General features: G+C 72.6%; 20 protein-coding genes. 11 read left to right on the forward strand and 9 right to left on the reverse strand.

The genetic code is table 11. The features are described from left to right. Window positions 1-28 precede the first annotated feature (28 nt). The 6 genes from galT (at window position 29) to ACIRBY_RS05915 (ending at window position 8,145) form a co-directional block, all read left to right on the forward strand. Entirely contained in the window at window positions 29-1,057 is a 1,029-nt protein-coding gene (galT, locus tag ACIRBY_RS05890) for a galactose-1-phosphate uridylyltransferase (RefSeq protein WP_403896689.1), read from the forward strand. Then, on the forward strand, window positions 1,054-2,199 hold the full coding sequence (gene galK, locus ACIRBY_RS05895) for a galactokinase (protein ID WP_403896692.1): 1,146 nt from the start codon (window positions 1,054-1,056) through the stop codon (window positions 2,197-2,199). Before galT ends, galK begins: the two co-directional genes overlap by 4 nt. A 242-nt stretch (window positions 2,200-2,441) precedes the next feature. Continuing rightward, a complete protein-coding gene (locus ACIRBY_RS05900) occupies window positions 2,442-3,230 on the forward strand; it encodes a crotonase/enoyl-CoA hydratase family protein (RefSeq protein ID WP_403896694.1) in 789 nt (262 codons plus the stop codon). 249 nt (window positions 3,231-3,479) lie between these two features. Continuing rightward, window positions 3,480-5,483 carry a molybdopterin oxidoreductase family protein gene (locus ACIRBY_RS05905; protein ID WP_403896907.1) on the forward strand — a complete coding sequence of 668 codons (2,004 nt, stop codon included), beginning with the start codon at window positions 3,480-3,482 and terminating at the stop codon, window positions 5,481-5,483. After that, window positions 5,480-6,934 (forward strand): FAD-dependent oxidoreductase, encoded by a 1,455-nt coding sequence (locus ACIRBY_RS05910; RefSeq protein ID WP_403896697.1) that lies wholly within the window; start codon window positions 5,480-5,482, stop codon window positions 6,932-6,934. Before ACIRBY_RS05905 ends, ACIRBY_RS05910 begins: the two co-directional genes overlap by 4 nt. Next, the gene (locus tag ACIRBY_RS05915; protein ID WP_403896700.1) at window positions 6,931-8,145 is read left to right on the forward strand and encodes an NAD(P)/FAD-dependent oxidoreductase; all 1,215 of its coding nucleotides are present in this window, start codon (window positions 6,931-6,933) and stop codon (window positions 8,143-8,145) included. Before ACIRBY_RS05910 ends, ACIRBY_RS05915 begins: the two co-directional genes overlap by 4 nt. An 84-nt stretch (window positions 8,146-8,229) precedes the next feature. Here the strand turns inward: ACIRBY_RS05915 and ACIRBY_RS05920 are convergent, their stop codons facing one another. The 9 genes from ACIRBY_RS05920 to ACIRBY_RS05960 all read right to left on the reverse strand — a co-directional run bounded on the left by ACIRBY_RS05920 (window position 8,230) and on the right by ACIRBY_RS05960 (window position 17,706). After that, window positions 8,230-9,285 carry a hypothetical protein gene (locus ACIRBY_RS05920; RefSeq protein ID WP_403896703.1) on the reverse strand — a complete coding sequence of 352 codons (1,056 nt, stop codon included), beginning with the start codon at window positions 9,283-9,285 and terminating at the stop codon, window positions 8,230-8,232. Window positions 9,286-9,332: 47 nt separating this feature from the next. Further along, window positions 9,333-9,605 (reverse strand): DNA-binding protein, encoded by a 273-nt coding sequence (locus ACIRBY_RS05925; RefSeq protein ID WP_403896706.1) that lies wholly within the window; start codon window positions 9,603-9,605, stop codon window positions 9,333-9,335. Further along, entirely contained in the window at window positions 9,602-10,330 is a 729-nt protein-coding gene (locus ACIRBY_RS05930) for a hypothetical protein (RefSeq protein ID WP_403896709.1), read from the reverse strand. The genes ACIRBY_RS05925 and ACIRBY_RS05930 overlap by 4 nt, the downstream gene beginning before the upstream one ends. A gap of 13 nt (window positions 10,331-10,343) precedes the next feature. Continuing rightward, on the reverse strand, window positions 10,344-12,317 hold the full coding sequence (locus tag ACIRBY_RS05935; protein WP_403896711.1) for a hypothetical protein: 1,974 nt from the start codon (window positions 12,315-12,317) through the stop codon (window positions 10,344-10,346). A 58-nt stretch (window positions 12,318-12,375) separates the two neighbouring features. Next, on the reverse strand, window positions 12,376-12,621 hold the full coding sequence (locus tag ACIRBY_RS05940) for an S-type pyocin domain-containing protein (protein ID WP_403896714.1): 246 nt from the start codon (window positions 12,619-12,621) through the stop codon (window positions 12,376-12,378). A 226-nt stretch (window positions 12,622-12,847) separates the two neighbouring features. Further along, on the reverse strand, window positions 12,848-13,729 hold the full coding sequence (locus tag ACIRBY_RS05945) for a hypothetical protein (protein ID WP_403896717.1): 882 nt from the start codon (window positions 13,727-13,729) through the stop codon (window positions 12,848-12,850). Beyond that, entirely contained in the window at window positions 13,726-15,894 is a 2,169-nt protein-coding gene (locus tag ACIRBY_RS05950; protein ID WP_403896720.1) for a hypothetical protein, read from the reverse strand. Before ACIRBY_RS05950 ends, ACIRBY_RS05945 begins: the two co-directional genes overlap by 4 nt. Beyond that, a complete protein-coding gene (locus ACIRBY_RS05955) occupies window positions 15,891-16,832 on the reverse strand; it encodes a hypothetical protein (protein ID WP_403896723.1) in 942 nt (313 codons plus the stop codon). The genes ACIRBY_RS05950 and ACIRBY_RS05955 overlap by 4 nt, the downstream gene beginning before the upstream one ends. A 220-nt stretch (window positions 16,833-17,052) precedes the next feature. Beyond that, window positions 17,053-17,706 (reverse strand): Crp/Fnr family transcriptional regulator, encoded by a 654-nt coding sequence (locus ACIRBY_RS05960; RefSeq protein WP_403896726.1) that lies wholly within the window; start codon window positions 17,704-17,706, stop codon window positions 17,053-17,055. 203 nt (window positions 17,707-17,909) lie between these two features. On the opposite strand from ACIRBY_RS05960, the gene ACIRBY_RS05965 reads away from it, so the two are divergent. The 5 genes from ACIRBY_RS05965 (at window position 17,910) to ACIRBY_RS05985 (ending at window position 23,630) form a co-directional block, all read left to right on the forward strand. Further along, window positions 17,910-19,586, forward strand: coding sequence for an FAD-dependent oxidoreductase (locus ACIRBY_RS05965; protein WP_403896728.1), 1,677 nt, complete (start codon window positions 17,910-17,912; stop codon window positions 19,584-19,586). Beyond that, the gene (locus ACIRBY_RS05970; RefSeq protein WP_403896730.1) at window positions 19,583-21,124 is read left to right on the forward strand and encodes an ATP-binding protein; all 1,542 of its coding nucleotides are present in this window, start codon (window positions 19,583-19,585) and stop codon (window positions 21,122-21,124) included. Before ACIRBY_RS05965 ends, ACIRBY_RS05970 begins: the two co-directional genes overlap by 4 nt. Beyond that, complete coding sequence (locus ACIRBY_RS05975; RefSeq protein WP_403896733.1) at window positions 21,121-21,474, forward strand: UBP-type zinc finger domain-containing protein; 354 nt, start codon at window positions 21,121-21,123, stop codon at window positions 21,472-21,474. The genes ACIRBY_RS05970 and ACIRBY_RS05975 overlap by 4 nt, the downstream gene beginning before the upstream one ends. A gap of 115 nt (window positions 21,475-21,589) precedes the next feature. After that, window positions 21,590-22,876, forward strand: a complete 1,287-nt coding sequence (locus ACIRBY_RS05980) for a hypothetical protein (RefSeq protein WP_403896736.1) — start codon at window positions 21,590-21,592, stop codon at window positions 22,874-22,876. Continuing rightward, complete coding sequence (locus ACIRBY_RS05985) at window positions 22,860-23,630, forward strand: hypothetical protein (protein WP_403896739.1); 771 nt, start codon at window positions 22,860-22,862, stop codon at window positions 23,628-23,630. The genes ACIRBY_RS05980 and ACIRBY_RS05985 overlap by 17 nt, the downstream gene beginning before the upstream one ends. Window positions 23,631-23,649: the final 19 nt, after the last annotated feature.

Consider the following 23,649-nt stretch of genomic DNA (forward strand, 5'->3'; position numbering starts at 1 on the left):
CGCACTCCCCCGACAGACAGGCGAGGACGTGTACACGACCGTCACCGAGCTCGCGGACGGCCGCGAGCTCATCTACTACGACAGCGTCCCCGGCCGGGACCGCTCGGCCGGGGACGGGCGCCCCCTGGACCGCGTCGAGAGCAGCCCGGAACTGCGCCGGGACCCGGCCACGGGCGACTGGGTCACCATCGCCGCCCACCGGCAGGCCCGCACCTACCACCCGCCCGCCGACGCCTGCCCGCTGTGCCCCTCGCGCGGCGGCCGGCAGAGCGAGATCCCGGCCGCCGACTACGAGGTGGCCGTCTTCGAGAACCGCTTCCCCTCCCTCTCCGGCGCCGCCGGGCGCTGCGAGGTGGTGTGCTTCACGCCCGAGCACGATGCGGGCTTCGCCGACCTCACCCCCGAGCGGGCCCGGCTGGTGCTGGACGCCTGGACCGACCGCACCGCCGCGCTGCGCGCCCGCCCCGGTGTGGCGCAGGTGTACTGCTTCGAGAACCGCGGCGCGGAGATCGGCGTCACCCTGCCGCATCCGCACGGCCAGATCTACGCCTTCTCCGTCCCCACCCCGCGCACCGCCAAGCACCTCGCGGCGGCGGCCGCCCACCGGGCCGCCACCGGGCGGAACCTGTTCGAGGACCTCCTGGCCGAGGCCCGCTCCGCCACGGAGCGGGTGGTGCTGGCCGGGGAGCACTGGACGGCCTTCGTCCCGTACGCCGCCCGGTGGCCCTACGAGGTCCACCTCTACCCGCACCGCAGGGTGGCCGACCTGACCCGCCTCACCGAGGCGGAGCGGGCCGAGTTCCCCGGCCTCTACCTGGACCTGCTGGGGCGCTTCGACGGGCTGTTCGGGCTGGCGGAGCCCACTCCGTACGTCTCCGCCTGGCACCAGGCCCCGACGGCGGGCGGGGCGGAACTCGCCCTGCACCTGGAGCTGTTCACCGTCCGGCGGACCGCCGACAAGCTCAAGTACCTGGCCGGGACCGAGTCGGGGATGGACGCGTTCATGAACGACGTGTCGCCGGAGGCGGCGGCGCGGCGGCTGCGGGAGGCACGGTGAGCGCGCGGGTGGTGCGGGACTTCGGACGGGTCCACGGCGGCGCCCCCGAGGGGGTGTGGGCCGCACCGGGGCGGGTCAACCTGATCGGCGAGCACACCGACTACAACGACGGCTTCGCCCTGCCGATGGCCCTGCCGCAGACCGCCGTGCTCGCCGCCCGCCGCCGCCCCGACGGGCTGCTGCGGCTGCACAGCGCCCAGGGCGACGGCGGGGTCACCGAGCTGCGGGTGGCGGACCTCGCCCCGGGCACGGTGCCCGGCTGGGCCCGCTACCCCGCCGGGGTGGTCTGGGCGCTGCGCGCACGGGGGCTGCCCGTCGGGGGCGCGGACCTGCACCTGGACAGCACGGTTCCGACGGGGGCCGGGCTGTCGTCGTCGGCGGCGCTGGAGTGCGCGGTGGCTGTGGCGTACGCGGAGCTGTACGGGCTGGGGCTGGGCCGGCCGGAGCTGGCGCGGGTGGCCCAGTACGCCGAGAACGCCTTCGCGGGGGTGCCGTGCGGGGTCATGGACCAGATGGCCTCGGTCTGCTGCGCCGAGGGCAGCGCCCTGCACCTGGACAGCCGGAGCCTGGAGGTCCGGCAGGTGCCGTTCGACCTCGGGGGGCACGGGCTGCGGCTGCTGGTCCTCGACACCGGGGTCAAGCACGACCTGGCCGACGGGGCGTACGCCGCGCTGCGGGCGGGCTGCGAACGCGCGGCGCGGCTGCTGGGCCTGCCCGCCCTGCGGGACCTCGGGGAGCCGGAGCTCCCCGCGGCGCTGGGGCGGCTGCCGGCGGAGCTGGTCCCGCTGGTCCGGCACGTGGTGACGGAGAACGCGCGGGTGGCCCGGGCGGTGGAGCTGCTGACCGCGGGCGGACCCGGGGCCCTGGGCCCGCTGCTGACGGCCGGCCACGCCTCGCTGAGGGACGACTACGGGGTCTCCTGCCCCGAGGCCGACCTCGCGGTGGAGGCGGCCGTCGCGGCGGGGGCGCTGGGGGCCCGGATGACGGGGGGCGGCTTCGGCGGCTCGGTGATCGCGCTGGTGCGGGCCGACGGGGCCGCCGCCGTGGCCGGCGCCGTGGCGGACGCCTTCGCCGCGGCCGGGTTCGGAGCTCCGGCCGTGCTGGAGGCCGTACCGTCGGCGGGCGCCCGACGGATCGGCTGAGCCGCGGAGCGGAAGCGGCGCGGCGGCGGAGCGGAAGCGGCGCGGCGGCGGAGCGGAAGCGGCGCGGCGGCGGAGCGGAAGCGGCGCGGCGGCGGAGCGGAAGCGGCACAACGGCGGAGGGAAGCGGCGCGGCGGCGGAGCGGAAGCGGCGCGGCGGCGGAGCGGAAGCGGCACAACGGCGGAGGGAAGCGGCGCGGCGGCGGGACCTGGTCAACGGGCGGCGGCCGGGCGAGAATGCGGCCATGACCGAACCCGCTGCCGCCCCCGCCGTCCGCGTCGAGCGGGACGGGGCCGTGACCACGGTGGTGCTGTCGCGGCCCGCGGCCCGCAACGCCGTGGACGGGGCGACGGCACGCCGGCTGACGGACGCCTTCAGGGAGTTCGAGGCGGACGGGTCGGCGTCGGTCGCGGTGCTGTGGGGCGAGGGCGGGACGTTCTGCGCGGGCGCCGACCTCAAGGCCGTCGGGACCGCGGACGGCAACCGCGTCGAGCCGGAGGGCGACGGTCCGATGGGCCCGACCCGGCTGCGGCTGACCAAGCCGGTGATCGCGGCCGTCGCGGGCCACGCCGTGGCCGGCGGGCTGGAGCTGGCGCTCTGGTGCGATCTGCGCGTGGTGGAGGAGGACGCGGTCTTCGGGGTGTTCTGCCGCCGCTGGGGCGTGCCCCTGATCGACGGGGGCACGGTCCGGCTGCCCCGCCTGATCGGCGAGAGCCGGGCGATGGACCTGGTCCTGACCGGCCGTCCGGTCCCGGCCGCCGAGGCCCACGCGATCGGGCTGGCCAACCGCCTCGTGCCGCCCGGGCAGGCCCGGCGGGCCGCCGAGGAGCTCGCCCGGGAGATCGCCGCCTTCCCGCAGCTGTGCCTGCGCCACGACCGGCTCTCGGTGCGGGAGCAGCACGGGCTGGCGGAGGGCGAGGCGCTGGCGAACGAACTGCGGCACGGGATGGTGCCCCTGTCGGCCGGCGAGACGCTTGCGGGTGCGGCCCGCTTCACCTCCGGGGCCGGGCGGCACGGCTCCTTCTCCGGCTGAGGCGCCGGAATCCGGTCGCCGTCCGGGTTGGTGACGATTTGGGATTTCCTATGGCGTATCAAAACACTGCCTCGGGAAGTGCAGAATCGTTAATTTTGTCCGTTATGCCTCCCCCGGACGGACGTGTGCCTCGTGACCGAGACCGAACTCCCCCGCCCCTGCGACCCCTCGCTCCCCGCCTCCCCCACACCCGAGCGGCCGACCGCGACCGCCACCCACTGCCCCTACTGCGCCCTCCAGTGCGGGACCCTGCTCTCCGGAACGCGCGGCGCCGTCGTCGCCCACCCCGACCCCGCGTTCCCCGCCAACCGGGGCAGCCTGTGCCACAAGGGCTGGACCGCGGCCGCCGTACTGGGCGCCCCCGACCGGCTGACCACCCCGCTCGTCCGCGACGCGGCGGGGCGGCTCGCCCCGGCCGGCTGGGACCGCGCCCTCGACCTCGTCGCCGGCCGGCTGCGCGCCCTGCGCGCCGCCCACGGCCCCGACTCCGTCGCCGTCCTGGGCGGCGGCGCGCTCACCAACGAGAAGGCCTACCTGCTCGGCAAGTTCGCCCGGCTGGCCCTCGGCACCAGCCGCATCGACTACAACGGCCGCTTCTGCATGGCCTCCGCCGCCGTCGCCCAGACGGCCGCGTTCGGGCTGGACCGGGGCCTGCCCTTCCCCGTCACCGACCTCGACGACGCCGGGACCGTCCTGCTCGCGGGCGCCAACCCCGCCGAGACCATGCCGCCCCTCATGCGCCACCTCGACCGGGCCGACCTGATCGTCGTAGACCCCCGGCGCACCCGCACCGCGGCCGCCGCCGCCCTGCACCTGCGCCCCGCCCCCGGAACCGACCTCGCCCTCGCCCTGGGCCTGCTCCACCTCGCCGTCACCGAGGGGCTGCTCGACAAGGCGTACGTGGCCGAGCGCACCACCGGGTTCGACGAGACCTGGGCGCGGGCCTCGTCCTGGTGGCCCGAACGCGTCGAGACGGTGACCGGGGTCTCCGCCGCCGACCTGCGCACGGCCGTACGGATGCTGGCCGCCGCCCCCCGCGCCTACGTGCTGACCGGCCGGGGCGCCGAACAGCACAGCAAGGGCAGCGACACCGTCGCCGCCTTCGCCAACCTCGCCCTCGCCCTGGGCCTGCCGGGCCGCCCCGGCCGCGGCTTCGGCACCCTCACCGGTCAGGGCAACGGCCAGGGCGGCCGCGAACTCGGCCAGAAGGCCGACCAGCTGCCCGGCTACCGCTCGATCACCGACCCGGCCGCCCGGGCCCACGTCGCCGCCGTGTGGGGGGTCGAACCGGAGCGGATCCCGGGTCCCGGCGTCAGCGCGTACGAGCTCCTCGACGCGATCGGCGGCCCCGGCGGCCCCCGGGCCCTGCTCGTGTTCGGCTGCAACCCGGTGGTGTCGGCTCCGGACGCCGGCCGGATCACCGGGCGGCTGGCGGCGCTCGACCTGCTCGTCGTCGCCGACTTCGTCCCCTCCGAGACCGCCCTCGCCGCCGACGTCGTCCTTCCCGTCACCCAGTGGGCCGAGGAGGAGGGCACCGTGACCAATCTGGAGGGCCGGGTGCTGCGCCGCCACCGGCTCCTCGACCCGCCCCCGGGCGTCCGGTCCGACCCGTCCGTGCTGCGCGGGCTGGCCGTCCGGCTCGGCGAGCCCGCGCACCGCTACCCGGACACCCCGCGGGAGGTCTTCGAGGAGCTCCGGGCCGCCACCCGGGGCGCCCCCGCGGACTACTCCGGCATCGACTACGCCCGGCTCGACGCCGGCGAGGCCCTGCACTGGCCCTGCCCCGAGGGGCAGGACGGGACTCCGCGGATGTTCCTCGACCAGTTCGCGCACCCCGACGGCAGGGCCCGCTTCACCCCGGTCGAGCACCGCGACTCCGCCGAACGGCCCGGCACCGCCTTCCCCCTGTACGCCACGACCGGGCGCATCCTGGCCCACTACCAGAGCGGGGCCCAGACCCGCCGCGTCCCCGAGCTGCTGGAGGCCGCCCCGGCGCCGTTCGTCCAGGTCCACCCGGACACGGCGGCCCGCGCCGGCCTGTGCGACGGGCAGTCCGCCCGGGTCGTCTCGGCCCGCGGCGCGGTACTGGCCGAGGTGCGCTGCGACGCCTCGATGCGGACCGACACCGTGTTCGTCCCCTTCCACTTCCCGGGCGCCGGCCGGGCCAACCTGTTCACCAGCGCCGCCCTCGACCCGCGCAGCCGGATGCCCGAGTTCAAGGTGTGCGCCGTACGGATCGAGGCGGCCCGGTGAGCGGCCCCGCTCCCGGCGGACGGACCGTCGTCGTCGGCTACGGGCCCGCCGCGCACCGGCTCGTCGAGCGGCTCGGGCGGCACGGTCCGCCGGGCCCGGTCACCGTCCTGGGCGCCGAGCCCGAACCCGCCTACAGCCGGCCCCTGCTGACGGCCGTCCTGGACGGCACCCTGCCCGCAGGGGCGCTGCGGCTGCCGGAGCCGCCGCCGGGAACGGCGCTGCGGCTCGGCGTCCGGGCCGTCCGCCTCGACCCGCGCCGCCGCCTCGTGCACGCCTCCGACGGGGAGGCCCACCCGTACGACCGCCTCGTACTGGCCACCGGGGCCGCGCCGGTCCTGCCCGGACCGGGCTGGGCGCGCTCGGCGGACGGGCGGCTCGCGCCCGGGGTGCGGCCGCTGCGGACCCTCGCCGACGCGGCCGGGCTGGTCTCGGGGAGCGGGCCGGTGGCCGTCGTGGGCGCCGGGGTCCTCGGGGTGGAGGCCGCCCTGGCGCTGCGCCGGCGCGGACGCCCGGTCGTGCTCGTGCACCGCGGGCCGTACCCGCTCGACCGCCACCTGGACCCCCGGGCGGGCGAGGCGGTGGCGGGGCGGCTGCGGGCCCTCGCCGTCGACCTGCGGCTCGGCCGGACCGTCACCGCCCGCGACGGCGCCGGGGCCCTGACCCTGGACGACGGGAGCCGGGTGGAGGCCGGCGAGGCCCTGCTGTGCGTGGGGGCCCGCCCGCGGGTGGAGCTGGCCCGCGCAGCCGGGCTGGCGGTCCGCTCCGGCGTGCTCGTCGACCACCGGCTGCGCACCAGCGCCGCCCGGGTGTACGCGATCGGCGACTGCGCCGAGCCCCTCGACGGCGGCGGGTACGGCCCCGACGCCGCCCCGGGGCCCACCGGACGGGTGCCGTCCGGCGGCTTCGCCTCCGCATGGGAGCAGGCGGAGACCCTGGCCGTGCTGCTCACCGGCGGCAGCGCCCGGCATCCCGGAGCCCGGGGCGTGCTGCGGCTGAAGGCTCCCGAGCTGGACCTCCTGCGGGTGGGCACGACGGCGGGCGCGGACGAGACCGTCGTCCTCGGCGACGCCGCCGCCGGGCGGTACGCCCGCCTCTCGCTGCGCTCCGGGCGGCTGACCGGGGCGGTGCTCGTCGGGCTGCACCGGGCGGCCGCGGGAGTGGTCCGGCTGCACCAGCGGGGCGAGGCCGTGCCCGTGGACCGGCTGGCGCTGCTGCTCGGCGAGGCCCCCGCCTACGCGGCCGGCCCGCCACCGGGCACGGCCCTGGTCTGCCACTGCAACCACGTCACCGGCGACGCCCTGGCCGCCGCCTGGCGGGCCGGATCCCGTACGGCCGCCGCGCTGGCGGCCGCCACCCGCGCCGGTACGGGCTGCGGGGGCTGCGCCGAGGAGGTACGGGCCCGGTGCGCGGCCTGGGCCGCGCAGGAGACACGACAGGAGGCGGTGTCATGAGGCGGGTGCTCGTCGTCGTCGGCCACGGCATGGTGGGCCACCGGCTGGTCCGCGAGGTGCGCGACCGCGACCTCGGCGGCGACTGGCGGGTCGTGGTCCTCGCCGAGGAGCCCCGGCCCGCGTACGACCGGATCCGGCTGTCCTCGTACGCGCGGGGCGCCGACCCGGAGGAACTCGCCCTGGACGGAGCCTCCTTCGCCGACGACGACCAGGTCGAGCTGAGGCTGTCGCGGCAGGCCGTGCGGATCGACCGGGAGGCCCGCGCCGTGGTCTGCGCGGACGGCTCGGCCACCTCCTACGACGCCCTCGTCCTGGCCACCGGCGCCCGCCCCTTCGTCCCGCCGGTGCCCGGCCACGACCTGCCGGGCTGCCACGTCTACCGCACCCTCGGCGACGTGGCGGCGATCCGCGCGGCCGCCCGGCCGGGACGCCCCGCCGTGGTCGTCGGCGGCGGGCTCCTCGGGCTGGAGGCGGCGGGCGCGCTCGCGGCCCTCGGCATGCGCACCCAGGTGGTGGAGGCGGCGCCCTGGCTGATGGCGGTCCAGCTGGACGAGGGCGGCGGCGAGGTGCTCGGCCGGCTCGTCGACGGGCTGGGCGTCCGGCCGCGCTGCGGGGTGGGGCTGCGGTCCGTGGACGCGGGAGCGGACGGGGCCGTGCGGTCGGTCACCCTGGCCGACGACGAGGTCCTCGACGCCGACCTGGTGGTCTTCTCCACCGGGGTCCGGCCGCGCGACGAGCTCGCCGCCGGGGCCGGCCTGGCCACCGGCGAGCGCGGCGGCTTCCTCGTCGACGCCCGCTGCCGCACCGCGGACCCGCTGATCCGGGCCGTCGGCGACTGCGCCGCCGTCGACGGCCGCTGCCACGGCCTGGTCGGCCCCGGCTACCGCATGGCCGAACTGGTGGCCCGGGACCTGGCCGGCGAGGACCCCGGCCCCGCCTTCGCCGACCCCGACCTGTCCACCAGGCTCAAGCTGCTCGGCGTGGAGGTCGGCAGCTTCGGCGACGCCCACGCCCGCACCGCCGGGGCCCTGGAGTTCATCCGCACGGACCGCGGCGGCTCCCGCTACGCCAAACTGGTCCTCGACGCCGCCACCGGCGCCCTCCTCGGCGGCGTCCTGGCCGGCGACACGACGGCGTACGCCACCCTCCGCACCCTCCTCGGCCACCCCCTCCCGGGCCCCCCGGACCTCCTCCTGTCCCCTCACCAATAGAGCGCTTGGGAGGGGTTCCGCCCTCCCAAGCGCTCTCACGGCTCCGCCCGTGCACCTGTCGGCCTACGGGCGAGGTCTCATCGTTCAGCTCCCCCTGAGCTCTTCCGCCAGGTCCCGCCACGACTCGAACACTGCGACACTCCGGAACAGGGTCTGGAACGATGTCCCGATCCGCCGGACCGGACGGCGCAGGTGGCGGCTGGAGGTCGCGAACAGTTCCATCACCGCCATCACCTCCTGGTAGCCGTCCGCCGCCGTCTTGATGTCTCCGGACATGCCCACCACCTGGTCCAGAAGTCCGATCACTCCGTCCGGCCATTCCCCACGCGGCGTGTTCCCGGTCCAGTCCAGGAACGCCCCGAAGGCGATGACGGCGGCCTGCATGCGTCCGGCAAAGCGTTCGGCCGCCGCTTCGAGCTCGTCCGCAGGGCCGTCGATGGCCTTGGCCAGTCGCTTGACCACCGCAAGCCTGGTGCCCATCGACGCACCGGGCTGGCTCACACGAACCATGTCCTCGGCGACGAGCTCCATCATCGCTCCGAGATCCGTCAGGGCGGACTCCACATCGTCCATGTCGTCCGTGATGGCTTCCAGCTGTGCCTCCGCCTCCGCGACCAGATCGAAGAGGCCGGGGGCGTCCTCGTCGAGCTCCTCTCGCGGAGCCGCGCGGCTCTGCTCCGCAGGTTCGGTCTGCGGAGAGACCTGTGACACCTCGGGGAAGACTTCGGTCAGTACGGTGCCCAGCTGTCGGCGCGACGCCTGCGCGCCGGCACGCAGGGACGGCATTTCGACGATCGGGATCCCTCCGGCCGCGAATGGACTGCCGGGCCTCTCGGCGACGTGAACGGTGCACCGACCGAGCCCGTGCCGCATACCGAGTCCGAAGGACAGCGCACCGGCCGAACGGTCAAGGTCCGCGATGACGACGTCCGCTTCGGTGATGAGGCGCACCAGCTGATCCGTGGGCAGGCCGGCGGCCATCAGCTCGTCCGCCCTGAGGAGAGTGAGGCCGAATCGCTCACACGTGGGACGTACCACGTCTTCGTGGAAGATCGTCGATCTTTGTGCCCGATCCGGGGCGACTCCGCTGGACGGCAGGGACGCAGCAGGTGTCACCCCGATGGTGAAGCACGTGGGCATGGCAGGCTCCTTCGTGAATGTTTGCGGGTGTGCCCTGACGGGCGAGGTCAGTCAAAGAGGGTGAGGGCCACGCCATCCGCGACCTCGTCAGCGAATACGGGCCGTTCTTCGATGCCCAGCGCGCGCAGGAGGTCCACGGTGAGAACCCGGTGGCGTCCACCGACCCGGACCGTCTCGCAGGGGAAGGCATCACCAGCGACGAGCTTGTAGGCGGTTGCCCGGCACATGCCGAACGCCCTGGCCGCCGTCCTCAGATCCACGCTGACCGGAAGGTTGAAGATCTCACGGAAGGTGAGGGGTGTGTCCATGCGATCGGTCATCGGTCCCTACTGGACCGCCGCAGGGAGATGGCTCCGACCTGACGGCCCCGCCGGGAGATCCGATCGCATGCGGCCGCGCCCGCCAGACCCCACTCCTGGGCCAGTGCGCCGATCCGCACACCTTCGACTCGGTGGGCGGGGACGCTGATCCGCAGGCCAGCCGAGAGGTCGAACGCATGGGGAAACGGGTCGTATTCCACCTCCCAAAAACCGTTGGCGCCGATGCCGACAGGGACACCGTCGGTTCCGCCCACACCCTCCACCGCGATCTCGGTGAGGTTCCTGCGCCATGCGGACCACGCGCGGGAACAGGCCGAGCGTAGGATCCGGCTGCCAGGCTCAGGAGTGTCCGCCTCGATCTCTGCCAGTGCCTCGAGGTAGCCGGTGATGAGTTCGGCTTCGACGTCCGCGCGCTCCGCACGGAATTGGCAGGTGAGTCGGAATGCGGTGCGGCGTAGCCCCGGAAGTCCCAGCCATACGACGGCCAGGGGCCATTCGGACTCCTCGGCATCAAAACGGCTGCGCTCTGCGATCTGGCGCCACAGCCCAGAGCACACCAAGGGGTCCGCGCAGCGGTCGTACAAGATACTGCGTGCCTGCTCCAGACTGATCGGAACGTCCTCGCCCTCCGCGACATGACGGATCATCAGTTCCGGCGCCGGGTTCCGGCCCGCACACTGACGTTCGACAGCGGCGAAGATTCCCGAGTGAGGGGAAAATGACATCGATTCCTCCTGTTCAATCCACGTGAGGCGTAGGGGCTTTGCTGCGCCACACATGGAGCAGGCTCCCGGCCAGGTCCCTGCCGGGCGTCCCGTCCGGGTTCCGTGCGGCGGCAAGCAGCCATCGGAGAAATCCGGGCTGCCGGGAATCCACGAGGTGTGCGAGGAGGTCCTCCAGACCCGTATGGGGCCGTGCCACAGCGTGCGCCTCGTGGCACCACATGAGAAGGACGTCACGCATCGAGGCGTACGCCACCGATTCGTTCAGAGCGTGCGCGGTCAGTGCGACAATCGCCGAAGTAGTCGAGGAACCCGAGCGGATCTGACTGTCACACCAGGCTAGGTCTGCGCCTGCCATGAGGGGGAAGAGGAGAGCCGCCCATTGACAGGGCGCACCGTCGAAGGCGATCCAGTCGCACATGCCGCCCAGGATCGTTGCCCGCGCCGCGGTGTCGCCTGCTTCGAAGCGCCGCAGCAGCGCCTCCGCGAGGGCGACGCCAACGACCACGTCCTCCTCTTCTTCGCTGAGCGTTCCCATCACCCTTTGGATCAGGCAGAAGGCCGACTGTGCCGAGAGCCCACCGCAGTCCACGCGGCATGCGTACGCCACTGCCCTACGCAGTACGGTCTCGGAGGCGGCGCTCCAGTCCTCCAGGAGGTCCGCCGCTCTGGCAGTCACCGTCCGGTGCCCGGTAGCAGCGGCCAGGCACCAGGCCGCCACCTCGACGGCCGCAGGCCGAGGCGCCAGTGCCAGTTCGCGCAGGAAGTCCAGGGACCTGCCCCCGGTCGCCACGGCCATGGCTTGGAGCGCCTGACCTGCCCGCTGGATCTGGTCCTCTTCTTCTTCCGTCCGGGCGAGCCAGGCATGCATCAGCGGCAACAGATCTGTATGTTCACGGCACAAGACCCGCCACGCGGCCTCGCCCACGGCCGGCCAGAAGAAAGACGCGGTGTCGCCCGCGCCCGGCTCCGCCTGAGGCGTGCAGCGGGCTCCGAGGAGGCGCAGGATGTCCGACAGCGGCCGCTGAGGCGTAGCGGTTGACTGCTGCCAACCGGGTCGCCGAGCGGGAATCCTCTCGTCAGGCCGAGGCTCGGATCCGCCACCCGCCAGCTCGAGCAGTTCCGCTGCCTGCCGCACCACCACTGCACGCTCGAGGCCGCCGAAGACACTCAGCGACGAGAGGTGGGCGAAGAGGACGGGATCCTCCAGCACCCGTGCCACGAGCTCCGATGCCTCTGCGCGTGTCAGGACATCGAGCACGTCGTCCGGGGAGACTCCGTGGGTGACACCCAGCCGCGCCACGGCCTCGGCCGCCTGTGCCGCATAGCGGGGTGGCAGGTCGGCAGGCAGCAGCTCTTCCGCGAGACGCGGCCCCAAAGACGCCAGGAGTCCAGCCCGTACCTCTTCATGGGGACAGGCCTCCGCGAGATGGGCGGCGAAGACCCGTCGAGGATCAGGCGGCAGGTGGTGCAACACGGGCATGCCCAGCTGGTCCGCCAACGTCGTAACGAGGCTGGGGACATCTGCCAGCACGATCAGGAACCGTGCCTGCGTCTGCGCAAGCAGCGCTTCCAGCCGTGCCATGTGCCAGGCGCGGAGGGAGAACGGATCAGAAGGCTCCATCATGAGGTAGCCGTGCACTCCCCGAGAGGGCGGCCCCCATCGGGTGAGGTCCGTGGCCCCGTCGATCTGGACAAGCACCGGATCCTTCGTGCCGTGTGCCAGGAGGTTGAGCGCAACTGTCTCGCGACCGGTACCCGGTGCTCCGACAAGTAGGCACACACCGGAATCGAGTGCCGCGAGCGCAGCGTCGAAGCCGGGTGGTGGCACGAAACGGCGCCTCATGGCCTTCAGGCCCTCCGGCCGTACCGGACCCTGGCGCATGGCTGCTGTGCCCGGGTCGCCACTGGGCGAGGTGGAGACCGTGTGGCGCTGGCCCCCGGTCACCAGACCTGTATTGAGCGTGCTGTTCGGCGCGACGATCGTCACCCCCTGGGCCGAGCACAAGGCGGAAGCGAGAGCGTCGAGGTCTCCGGCCCCAAGCCCCTCAAACGTCACCGTCAGCTCCCGAGGCCGGGTGCCGGAAGAGCTCCGTGACGGTGACGTGCTGGCCGCCATGAACCGTCCCGGTGTTGATGATCCCCCGATCGGCCTTCAGCACCATGCCGGACGGAGCAGTCGACTCCTCGGCGCCGTCCGGCACCCCCCGGGAGCCCGACACCTCCTGCCCTGCCGGCCTGGCGCGACGAAACGCGATCACGTTGTCCGCTGGGTGAACCTGGTCTTCCCGCATGTCGCCCTTCCCGATCGATCGGGACGCACGGAGCTTGCCCGCACGTCCTTTCCTGGACGACTCGAGAGTCCCGTAACGGCGCACAGCCGTCTGCTCCGGAGGAGCACACACAGAGTGATCGCACTCACAGATACGAGCCGTGCGGAGCACACGGAACAAACAGAACGGGTGTGCCGCCCTGGAGCGGCACACCCGTTGGTTCGGCCAGGCTGGTGGGTACTGCGGGTCAAATCCCACCTGGGACCCGGCGCCCCAGCGCGGAGATACGGTCACGCAGCAAGTAGGAGATCTCCTTTCGCTCCTGCTCGGTCAGCGAGCCCAGCAGCGAAGCCAATTCCTCCTGCCAGTCCGTACGTGGAGGACTGAGAAGGTCCTGATGGTCAACCGACCAGTCCAGCACCTGGCGTACCTGATCGGGATGCCTCAGCAGCCAGAGCGCGGCCAGTGAGACCGGCCCCGCGTGAAGCGCCTGGAGGCAGAACTCGTACTCGCCGCGACGACTCGTCGTCCAGGAGTACCGCACCCCCGCGTTCTCAGGCTGACCGAGGAGAATCTCCTCTCCCAGTTCCCGGAGCCGTACATCGAACACCCGGTAGCTCAGGCCGGATTCGTCGACTCGCTGGGTGACACCGAGATGTTGCATGACCTCCGGAGCTCCCAGTCCGCTTCCAGCAGTGTCCTGTGCCTCGGCCAAATGGCGCAGGGCGCGGGTGAGATGCATCCGCACCACGTGCCAGCCGTGCAAGGTCTTCGTTCGTACGACGCGCACGGGGTCGTGCACCCACCAGGCAACCCACAGATCGACCGACTCCGTGCCGTACACCGTGGGCAGACCAACGGCCTGGGTGTCCGCGTGCTCCGTCGCGTCGACGTGGAAGGCTTCGGTGTAACTGCCGCTCATGCCGGGGACGGCGGCTTCGTCGAGCACCGGGACGTATCCACCGGCGTCTTCCAGGTCTCCACGGCGGCCATGCACGAAATATCTGCCGCCCTCGTCCTTGAGCACCAGAGAGTGTTCTCGCGTGGTCGACCAGCGATGGCTGAGGATCTCTCTCCAGGGCGCCCTGACCGTCCGGGAGTACAGACGCTCGCTCGGCTCCTCGCTCATGCTGTCTCCCACCGTTCCCCTCGCCGCCACCGCTCAATGGCATTCCGCGCAATGTGACGCCCCGCCCAGCCTTCGGAACCCCGCTCGTCGATCTCCACGAACAGCCGGAATTCACCGTGCTGCATCGAGAGTGCGAGATCGGCGAACAGGTGCTCCACGGCCTGGACGGACGTCTCGTCCCAGCGTCCCCAATCGGCCCACTGCAGTAGTGCCGTGCAGGTCGCCTCGAAGGATCCGGGCGCGTTCAAGGACCGTCGGGTGATCTCCGTGATCAGCTGCCCCTGAACGGTCTGCTCCGCGAGCTGCCGCTGGAACCACCGGGGAGACTGGAGCAACTGACCGAACAGCACGAGCACCTGGTCGTGCTCGGCCCCGTCCGTGTCCAGCCACTCCACCAAGCGGCCGAACACATTCTCCTCATTGCCTGCTTGAAAGAGGTTCTGGATCGCCGCACGGACCGCGAGGCGAACCCGGGCCTGCTCCTCGTCCTCCCGGTCTCGCGGCGGCAGGCCCCGGATGAGGGTGCGGAGAAGTCGCAGGGCAACGTCCGGGCGCGACAACCCGAACTCCGCCGCGCACGCATAGGCCACCGTGGTCCTCAGGTGCGGGCTTCTCGCCTGGCTCCACTGCTGGAGGCGATAGCGCACTTCCGCGACCATCACGGGGTCTTCGGCCGCGATGCCCAGCGCGTGCGCCGCTATCAGGCGGCTGGTGGTCCGCTCCGACTGCGCGAGGGCATGGACGTGCCGCAATGCCCGGCGACCACCTCCCCAGCTCGTCGCCATTCCCATGACACGGCCAACGGGTCCGGTCAGCTCGCTGTCGCGGTTCACCTCGCTCAGCCACCTGACGAGCAGCTCCGACAACTGCCCGTACTCGCGCCACACATGACGCAACACGAGCTCGGCTTGCCGGTGCCTCACGAAGGCGACGGGTTCCACCCGGTACGAGTAGGCTCCGTCCGCACGGATCGCACGCGGCTGCCGCCCGGCCCGGACGGCGTGCAGCAGCTCCGTCAGGGGGCGCCTGAAGACGAAGTCGGGATTGGGCCGTCCCTCTTGCCGCGCACCCTGCGAATCTGTCACCGGGAGTACGGCCACGAGCCGCCCTTCGGACAGCTCCAGCAGCCGCGCGGCCTCCTCGGCAACGATCCGGTGGTCCAGCCCCTCGTACACGCAGGCTGCCAGCAGGAAGGCCAAGGCGTCGGGGTCGCTGCGCAGGCTTGCGATGAGCTGCGGCACCTCCTTTTCAGCGCGGTAGCTGAGCCGTGCCCGGAGGTCCCCGAGGGCATCCACGTCACCGTCGGCTTCGACGATGGCGGTCACCAACTCCACCACTTCGGCCGGCACCAGCTCGGGTACCAAGAGTTCTGCCAGCAGATCCCCGTCCAGTGCAGCCAACAGGCGCTCACGCTCGTTCTCCAGCGGCGCGACGGCAGCAAGCCTGCTCGCGAACACCGACGCCGGTGGTGGTGGCTGACACATGACGGGAGTGACATGGAGTTCTTGTTCCAGGCGCTGCAGCAGGGCCTCGTCGTCGGGCAGGATGATCACCATGCACGATCCCGCCTTCTCCAGCAGGGAGCGCACGTGTCCCAGCACTCCGGGACCGAGCGGCCGGGACGGGAAGAGCCCGTCCACGATGTAGCCGCGAGGGGAGCCGACGCTGGGCTGCCACCGGTCGAGTTCGGTGACGCTGTCCAGGGCCCGCAGGGGGACATCGTCACCGCAGCATTCGCGCAACAGATTGAGAGCGGCAGTACGCCGACCGGATCCAGGTCGCCCGGCCAGGAACAGCAGGCCTTGGCCCAATTCCGCGACGGCGGCCGCGAACCATGCGGGCTCCGCGAAGCCGAACGCGGCCGTGTGGAGCTCGGCCTCCGGAACCGGTCCTTCGTGCACCCGGGTGGCACGCCGTTCCCGCTGTCCGCCCGTGGTCGAGTTGTGGACGCGTTGACCGCCGCGAACGGAGCCCGTGTTGACGCTCCCGTAGGGGGCGTAAACGAAGGGCCTCGAAGCCGCCCCGGCCGCACCGATGGCATGGATAAGCTCGGAGATGTCGTGCTCGGCTTCCTCGTACGGCGGCTCGCCCTCGGGTGCGTCCTGAGGAACCGGACCCTCGGGTCCGGGCAGCGCCGGGCGCACCTCCCCACCATCCGGGCTCATGAGCGCTTCCTGGTCTTGTTGCCGCGTACCTGGTCCCCTTGGAACCCCCGGACCCGGTTGGCTTTGTTCCCTTCTACGTAGTCGCCGGCAACGTGGTCCCCGGTGACCCGGTGGTTCTCGACGCTCTGACCGCCGTGCACGGTGCCCGTGTTGATGATGCCGTTGGGAGCGCTGTTGTCGACGCGACCGCTCCGCGGCCTGCCCTTCTTCGCCGGATGGGTGTCCTCGCGTACCGCGGCCTCACGGCCGTCGGTCGCCGTCGGCGTCTCCTCGTAGAGTGGACCCGATGGCTGCGGGACGTAGAGCCAGGCCCTCTGGGCGAACGGCTTGCCGTCCACCGTGGCGGCCACTTCCACGAAGTGATCGGGGTGTCGCCCGGTGTACCCGCCGGCGACGGCGTCCTCGTAGCAGCGATCCGAGAGAATGGCCGCCACGTGCGTGACGTTCTCCTTGTGGGAGGCGAGCACAGCCTTGACGGGACGTGAGTCGAGCAGGCGGTGGGTGTCGTTGCGAGCCGTTCCGTTCCCGCTGAACTCGTCATCGGTCTCCGGCAGCGGGCCAACGTTCAGGCTGACGCGGAGCCTGATGGGCACCACACCGTGGGACATCACGTTGAAGTCGGTCAGCACGTCCTGCAGGGTGAGCAGCAGGGGGTGGATCACGAACGGCATCAGGGACGGATCGAATCCGAGGACGTAGCCGTCACCGGTCGAGGCGGGAAACTTGCGTTCGGCCCAGAGCTCCGGCAGTCCCGCCCGGACCAGGGCGGTCTTGAGCAGTTCCGGTACGGCGCGGCTGATCACTTCGTGCTCGATGGCGGGATGTCCCGTAAAGCCCTTCGCGTCCACCGCGAGAATGCCCCGATAGGGGGGAAGCGGACGACTGCGGGTGTACGGGGCAGCGCTCCCCTGAGGCAATCCGCCGAGATGCTCACGCACGTTTGTCTCCTCTGTGATGCCCGCCGCGCCCGGCCACAAGGGGCCGGGCGCGGCGGGAGTGGTCGGTGGTGTGCCATCCGATGTGATGCCCGCCGCGCCCGGCCACAAGGGGCCGGGCGCGGCGGGAGTGGTCGGTGGTGTGCCATCCGAGCCTCACAGTCCGCATGCTTCCGGTCTGTTCCCGAGGACCAGACCGGACGTGACGCGGGACACAGGGGTGTCACGCCTCCACAGGGGATCCCAAGGCGGCCCTCAAGGCCGCGACGTCAGTCACGGTGATGTGCCCCTTGCCTCCCTGTACGCATCCCGGCCCGAGCTGCTCCAGGGCCTTGGCCACGGCCTTGCGGCCGACTCCGATGTGCTGTGCCAGTTCCTGCCGGGTGAGGGAGAACGAGACCTCTCCTCGGGAAACCTCGATCAGACGCAGCAGCGCCGTGACCAGACGCTCCCGTACGTCTCCGTCGTGGGCGGTGGTCTGCTCCACCAGGCGGTTGGTGGCCAGCTGGGCGAGGGGGGCGGCCAGCTTGTGGTCACGTACGAAGCGGCTGAAATCGTCAGCGGAGACGACGGATGCTTTGCATACGCTCATCGTCCACACATCAGCGAGTCGACCTCCCCCGTGCTGAAGCGCCATCTCACCCAGGATTTCACCCGGCCCCCGAAAGGCCAGCAGCCGTTCCGTGCCAATCCGGTCCCTGCGGATCACCTTCACTAAACCACTGATCAGAGCAAGCACACACACGCCCTCAGTGCCCTGTTCCAACAGCCTTCGACCTGGCTGATACGTCCGGGGATAGCGCGTCAGCCCTGCCCACGCCTCGCTCGACACCAGATCCCGAAGGATCCGAACCGGGATGACACGATCTTCGCTCATGCGATCACGCTAGGTGAGCCGATTCCCACGCGAAGCCGGAATTCGGCATTTGCCCCCCGCCATGCCGCAAAGGGCTGGAATCATTCCAATCGGCCAAAAATCGCTTCATGGCAAGCACGAGCGCCCCCGGGCGATCGCACCTACGATGGGCGGGAGCCCGCTCGGGCACCGGCGGGCGTCCCGGGCGCGCAGGGCGGAGGAGCATGGCACAGGCCGGCGACGCGGCGCGGATCGTCATCCTCACGGTGGACGACGACCCCGGGGTGTCCCGCGCCATCGCCCGCGACCTGCGGCGGCGCTACGGCGGCGGGTACCGGATCGTGCGCGCCGAGTCCGGGGAGTCCGCGCTGGAGGCGCTGCGCGAGCTGAAGCTGCGGGGCGACCCGGTCGCCGTGCTGCTCGCCGACTACCGGATGCCGCAGATGAACGGCGTCGAGTTCCTGGAGCAGGCCCTCGGCGTGTACCCGGGGGCCCGGCGGGTGCTGCTGACCGCGTACGCCGACACCCACGCGGCCATCGACGCGATCAACGTCGTCGACCTCGACCACTACCTGCTCAAGCCGTGGGACCCGCCGGAGGAGAAGCTCTACCCGGTCCTGGACGACCTGCTCACGGCCTGGCGCTCCAGCGACCACCGGCCGGTGCCGGCCACCAAGGTGGTCGGGCACCGCTGGTCGGCGCGCTCCTCCGAGGTGCGGGAGTTCCTGGCCCGCAACCAGGTGCCCTACCGCTGGTACTCCTCCGACGAGCCCGAGGGGCGTCGGCTGCTGGAGGCGGCCGGGGCCGACGGGCTGCGGCTGCCCCTGGTGGTCACCGCCGCCGGGGACGCCCTGGTCGAACCCGAGGTGCCGGAGCTGGCCGCCCGGGTGGGACTGGCGACCACACCGGCCTCCGCCTTCTACGACCTCGTCGTCATCGGCGGCGGCCCGGCCGGGCTGGGCTCGGCGGTGTACGGGGCGTCCGAGGGGCTGCGCACCGTACTGGTCGAGCGGTCGGCGACCGGCGGCCAGGCCGGCCAGAGCTCCCGCATCGAGAACTACCTGGGCTTCCCGGACGGGGTCTCCGGAGCACAGCTCACCGAGCGCGCCCGCCGCCAGGCCACCCGGTTCGGGGCCGAGATCCTCACGGCGCGCGAGGTCACGGGGCTGGAGGTCAACGGGCCGGCGCGCGTGGTGCGGTTCTCCGACGGCTCCTCGGTCGCCGCGCACAGCGTCATCCTGGCCACCGGGGTGACGTACCGGCAGCTGGGCGCTCCGGGCTGCGGGGACCTGACCGGGCGCGGGGTGTACTACGGCTCCTCGCTCACCGAGGCGGCCTCCTGCGAGGGGCAGGACGTGTACGTCGTCGGAGGCGCCAACTCCGCCGGGCAGGCGGCGGTGTACCTGGCGCGGGGCGCGAAGTCGGTGACGCTGCTGGTGCGCGGGGAGTCGCTGACGGCCTCGATGTCGTACTACCTGGTCCAGCAGATCGAGGAGGCGCCGAACATCGCGGTGCGGCCCCGGACCGTCGTGGACGCGGCGCACGGCGAGGGGCACCTGGAGGGCCTGACCCTGCGGGACGCCGCGACCGGCGCCACCGAACGCGTCGACGCGCAGTGGATGTTCGTCTTCATCGGCGCGGCCCCCCTGACGGACTGGCTGGACGGGACGGTGCTGCGCGACGAGCACGGCTTCATCCTGGCCGGTCCGGACCTCACGCCGGACGGGCGGCCGCCGGCCGAGTGGGAGCTGGACCGGCCGCCGTACCACCTGGAGACCAACATCCCCGGGGTGTTCGTGGCGGGCGACGCCCGCGCCCAGTCCGCGAAGCGGGTCGCGTCGGCGGTGGGCGAGGGAGCCATGGCCGTCATGCTCGTCCACCGTTATCTGGAGCAGTCATGAGCGCGCGTGAAGTGTCCTGCGACCCGCGGGAGGTCGGCTCGCTGTTCCTGTTCGAGAAGCTGTCGCCGGAGCAGCTCGGGAGGCTGTGCGCCGAGGGGCGGGTGGAGCGCTTCGAGGCCGGCCCGGTGTACACCGAGGGCGAACCGGCCACCTGCTTCTACGTGATGCTGGAGGGGACGGTCGTCCTGTACCGGCGGGTCGGCGCCGACGACGTCGAGGTGAGCCGGACCTCGCAGCGCGGGGTGTACGCGGGGGCCATGCAGGCGTACCTGGGCGACCGGGTCCCGCAGACGTACGTCAACTCGATGCGGGTGACCGGGCCGACGCGGTTCTTCGTCCTGTCGGCGCAGTCGTTCGCGGACATCATGCAGGAGTGGTTCCCGATGGCCGCGCACCTGCTGGAGGGCCTGTTCTTCGGTGCGAAGGACACCCAGCGGGCCATCGGGCAGCGCGAACGGCTGCTGGCGCTGGGCTCGTTGTCGGCGGGGCTCACGCACGAGCTCAACAACCCGGCCGCGGCGGCCGTGCGGGCCACGGCGGCGCTGCGCGAGCGGGTGGGCAAGATGCGGCACAAGCTGGCCGTCATCGCCCGGGGCCCGTACTCGCGCGAGGCCCTCGCCGAGCTGATCGAGATCCAGGAGCGGACCGCCGAACGCGTCGCCAAGGCACCGGTGCTGAGCCCGCTGGAGGCCTCCGACCGGGAGGACGAGCTCTCCGACTGGCTGGAGGACCACGGCATCCCGGAGGGCTGGCGCGTCGCGCCCGCGTTCGTCCAGGCCGGGCTGGACACGGACTGGCTGGAGCAGGTCGCGGCCACCGTGGCCGAGGACATCCTGCCGGGGGCGATCGGCTGGCTCAACTACACGGTCGAGACCGAGCTGCTGATGGACGAGATCGACGACTCCACCACCCGCATCTCCCACCTGGTGGACGCGGCCAAGCAGTACGCGCAGCTCGACCGCGCCCCGCACCGCGACGCCGACGTCCACGAACTCCTCGACAGCACGCTCCTGATGCTCTCGGGCAAGATCGGCCCCCGGGTACGGGTGGTCAAGGAGTACGACCGCACCCTGCCCGAGGTGCCGGCCTACCCGGCGGAGCTCAACCAGGTGTGGACCAACCTGATCGACAACGCGGTGTCCGCCCTCGGCAGCGCCGGCGGCGAGGGCACCCTGACGGTCCGCACCGCGCGGGAGGGCGACCGGCTGCTGGTGGAGTTCCGCGACACCGGACCGGGCGTGCCCGCGGAGATCCGCGACCGCATCTTCGACCCCTTTTTCACCACCAAGCCGGTCGGCGAGGGCACGGGGCTCGGCCTCGACATCTCCTGGCGGATCGTGGTCAACAAGCACCACGGCAGCCTCCAGGTGGAGTCCGTACCGGGCGACACCCGGTTCCGGGTCCTGCTGCCGCTGACCGCGCCCGAGGGGGACACCGGGTCCAACCCGGACGGCGCCCCCGCCCGCGCCCCCGATACCGATGCCGACACCGACACCGACACCGACACCGCAGACGAGACCGCGGAGGAGCCCGCATGACCGAGATCGACGGGATCGACCCGGGCGTCCCGCCCAGCGGCACCGGCTGCGCGGACTGCGACGCGGTGGGCGGCTGGTGGTTCCACCTGCGGCGCTGCGCCCTGTGCGGCCACGTCGGCTGCTGCGACTCCTCGCCCGCCCAGCACGCCACCGGACACTGGCAGGCCACCGGCCATCCCCTGGTCCAGAGCTTCGAACCGGGCGAGGCCTGGTTCTGGGACTACGCCGCCGGCACCCTGTACGAGTCCGGGCCCGGCCTCGCCCCGCCGGACGGCCACCCCGCCGACCAGCCGGCCCCCGGCCCCGCGGGCCGCGTCCCGGAGGACTGGCCGAGCCGGCTCCACCGCTAGGGCCCGCCGGTCGGCGGGTGCGCGCGCCCGCCGACGAGCACCCCCCGGTCCGGGGCCCCTTCGGGCTGCCCGCACAATGGCTTCGACCAGCCGGCGGACCAGGAAGGGCCTCACCATGGACGACGTCTCCCCGCGCCCGCGGGCGACGCCCCGTACCGCCCCGGGCGGGGGCGGCGGGCGGGGCCGGCCGGCGGGGGCCCGTCTCGAGGACGCGGACCACGTCCTGGTCGCGCCTTCGGCGTTGCGGGACACCGAGGTGGTCAGGGACTTCTTCGGATCCGTGATCACGCCGGAGGAGCTCGCCTCCGCTTCGCCCGACCTCGCGCGCAAGACCGTCTACCTGTGCGGCGACACGTCCGGGATCGACGGCCGCCGACTGCGCGCGGCGGCCCGGGTGTTCGTCGTCCGGGAGCTGTCGCACGGTGGCCACGGGGACGGCGACCGCCCCTGGAACCCCGTCGGCCTCGGCCGGGTCCCCCTCCGCGTGCACGGCGCCGGCGTGTACTACCGCCGCTTCTTCGATCCCGGCGACGACCACTTCGGGCGGATCCGCGCCGAGCACGCCTTCCAGTCCCTGACCGAGTCCACCAAGCCCGGAACCGCCCACCGCAGCGGGCTCTACCTGACGCCCGTCAGGCGCGACGGCGACGCACTGCACTTCCGCCTGCTCCGGTGCTCCACGAACCTCTCGGGGCCGACCGAGGGGTTCCGTCCGACCGACACGCACATCGTCGAGGCCCTGAACCGCGAGGCCGCCGCCGTCTTCCGCGACCAGGCACCGCTCAACCACGTCCTCGCCCAGATCTACCACAACACCGGTGCCACGGCGGAGCGCAGGCAGTCCAAGGCCAGGATCTCGGCGCACGCCGACAAGACCAAGGACATGCCCGCCAACGGCATCATGGCCTTCTGCACCTTCTACGACCGGCTCGACGGACTCCGGCCCCTGGACGGCGACGCCTTCGACCGCGGGGTGAAGGGCATCAGCGGGCTGACCAGACTCCGCTTCCGCCTCAAGGAGCCGGCGGCGGAGCGCGACGCGGTCGCGCTGCCGCCGACGTTCACCGTGACCCTCCACCCCGGCTCGGTGTTCTTCGTGCCGTTGTCCACCAACCGCCTGTACACGCACGAGATCCGGCCGTCGGCGCTGGACGCCGGCCTGCTCCCGACCCGTCTGGGATACGTGGTGCGCTGTTCGGACACCGAGGCCGTGCACGAGGACGGCCACACGTTCCTCAAGACGGCCGGGGGTCCGGTGCGGCTGGAGCCGCCGACCCCGGCCGGCATGGACGATCTGCGCCGGCTGTACGCCGAGGAGAACCGGACCTCGTCCTTCGTCGACTACGGCGGGAAGTTCCTCTTCAGCATGAACACGGGAGACTACGTTGCCCCCCGCGTCTGAGATCCCGGACGGGATCGTCTCCTGCGCCCTGCCGGCCGGTGAGGACCTCTTCGCGGAGCTGTCCCGGTCCGTCCGCTGGGAGGACGTGGGCAAGGGCCGCCGAGGCGCCGTGCTCACCAGGGTCGACGAGGCCGGCGGGGTGCCCCTCGTCCGCACCACCACCCGGTACGGCAGCCCGGCGCAGCGCTTCCGCCCGGTCCACGAACGGCTGGCCCGGCGGGTCCGGGAGCGTGCGGGGCTTCCGTTCGGCTTCAACAACGCCCTCGTCGAGCGCTACACGAACGCCTACACCACCATGGGCAGCCATTGCGACCAGGCCCTCGACCTGGCCGACGACTCGTTCATCGCCGTCTTCTCCTGCTACGAGCACCCCGACGCGGGCCCGCCGAGGAAGCTGGTCTTCGAGTCGAAGGAGTCCAGGGGCGAGCGGTTCGAGATCCCCCTGGTCCACCACGGCGTCGTCGCGTTCTCCACCGGCTCGAACCGGCACCTCAGGCACCGGATCGTCCTGGAGCGGCCCGTTCCGACGGCGGACAACACGTGGCTGGGGGTGACCTTCCGCACCTCGAAGACCTTCGTCCGGTTCCACGGCGGCCACGGACACCTTTCCCGGGGAACGCGCCTCGCGTTGGCCGACGAGGAGCAGAGGAGCGAGTTCTACGCGCTGCGGCGCCGCGAGAACAGGGAGACCGACTTCGCCTACCCCCCGCTCGCGTACACCGTCAGCGAGAGCGATCTGATGCCGCCGGTCTGACCGCCGGCCGGCGGGGGCC

Source organism: Streptomyces sp. NPDC096136 (assembly GCF_044763325.1).
In the GTDB taxonomy this organism is placed as follows: Bacteria; Actinomycetota; Actinomycetes; order Streptomycetales; family Streptomycetaceae; genus Streptomyces.

Excerpts from the sequence above, each read along its gene's own strand:
- ACIRBY_RS05965 (WP_403896728.1), top strand. The coding sequence starts at position 17,910 with ATGGCACAGGCCGGCGACGCGGCGCGGATCGTCATCCTCACGGTGGAC.
- ACIRBY_RS05940 (WP_403896714.1), bottom strand. The coding sequence starts at position 12,621 with ATGCGGGAAGACCAGGTTCACCCAGCGGACAACGTGATCGCGTTTCGT.
- ACIRBY_RS05980 (WP_403896736.1), top strand. The coding sequence starts at position 21,590 with ATGGACGACGTCTCCCCGCGCCCGCGGGCGACGCCCCGTACCGCCCCG.
- ACIRBY_RS05920 (WP_403896703.1), bottom strand. The coding sequence starts at position 9,285 with ATGCCCACGTGCTTCACCATCGGGGTGACACCTGCTGCGTCCCTGCCG.
- ACIRBY_RS05960 (WP_403896726.1), bottom strand. The coding sequence starts at position 17,706 with ATGAGCGAAGATCGTGTCATCCCGGTTCGGATCCTTCGGGATCTGGTG.
- ACIRBY_RS05945 (WP_403896717.1), bottom strand. The coding sequence starts at position 13,729 with ATGAGCGAGGAGCCGAGCGAGCGTCTGTACTCCCGGACGGTCAGGGCG.
- ACIRBY_RS05915 (WP_403896700.1), top strand. The coding sequence starts at position 6,931 with ATGAGGCGGGTGCTCGTCGTCGTCGGCCACGGCATGGTGGGCCACCGG.
- ACIRBY_RS05925 (WP_403896706.1), bottom strand. The coding sequence starts at position 9,605 with ATGACCGATCGCATGGACACACCCCTCACCTTCCGTGAGATCTTCAAC.
- ACIRBY_RS05970 (WP_403896730.1), top strand. The coding sequence starts at position 19,583 with ATGAGCGCGCGTGAAGTGTCCTGCGACCCGCGGGAGGTCGGCTCGCTG.
- ACIRBY_RS05930 (WP_403896709.1), bottom strand. The coding sequence starts at position 10,330 with ATGTCATTTTCCCCTCACTCGGGAATCTTCGCCGCTGTCGAACGTCAG.
- ACIRBY_RS05975 (WP_403896733.1), top strand. The coding sequence starts at position 21,121 with ATGACCGAGATCGACGGGATCGACCCGGGCGTCCCGCCCAGCGGCACC.
- ACIRBY_RS05950 (WP_403896720.1), bottom strand. The coding sequence starts at position 15,894 with ATGAGCCCGGATGGTGGGGAGGTGCGCCCGGCGCTGCCCGGACCCGAG.
- ACIRBY_RS05900 (WP_403896694.1), top strand. The coding sequence starts at position 2,442 with ATGACCGAACCCGCTGCCGCCCCCGCCGTCCGCGTCGAGCGGGACGGG.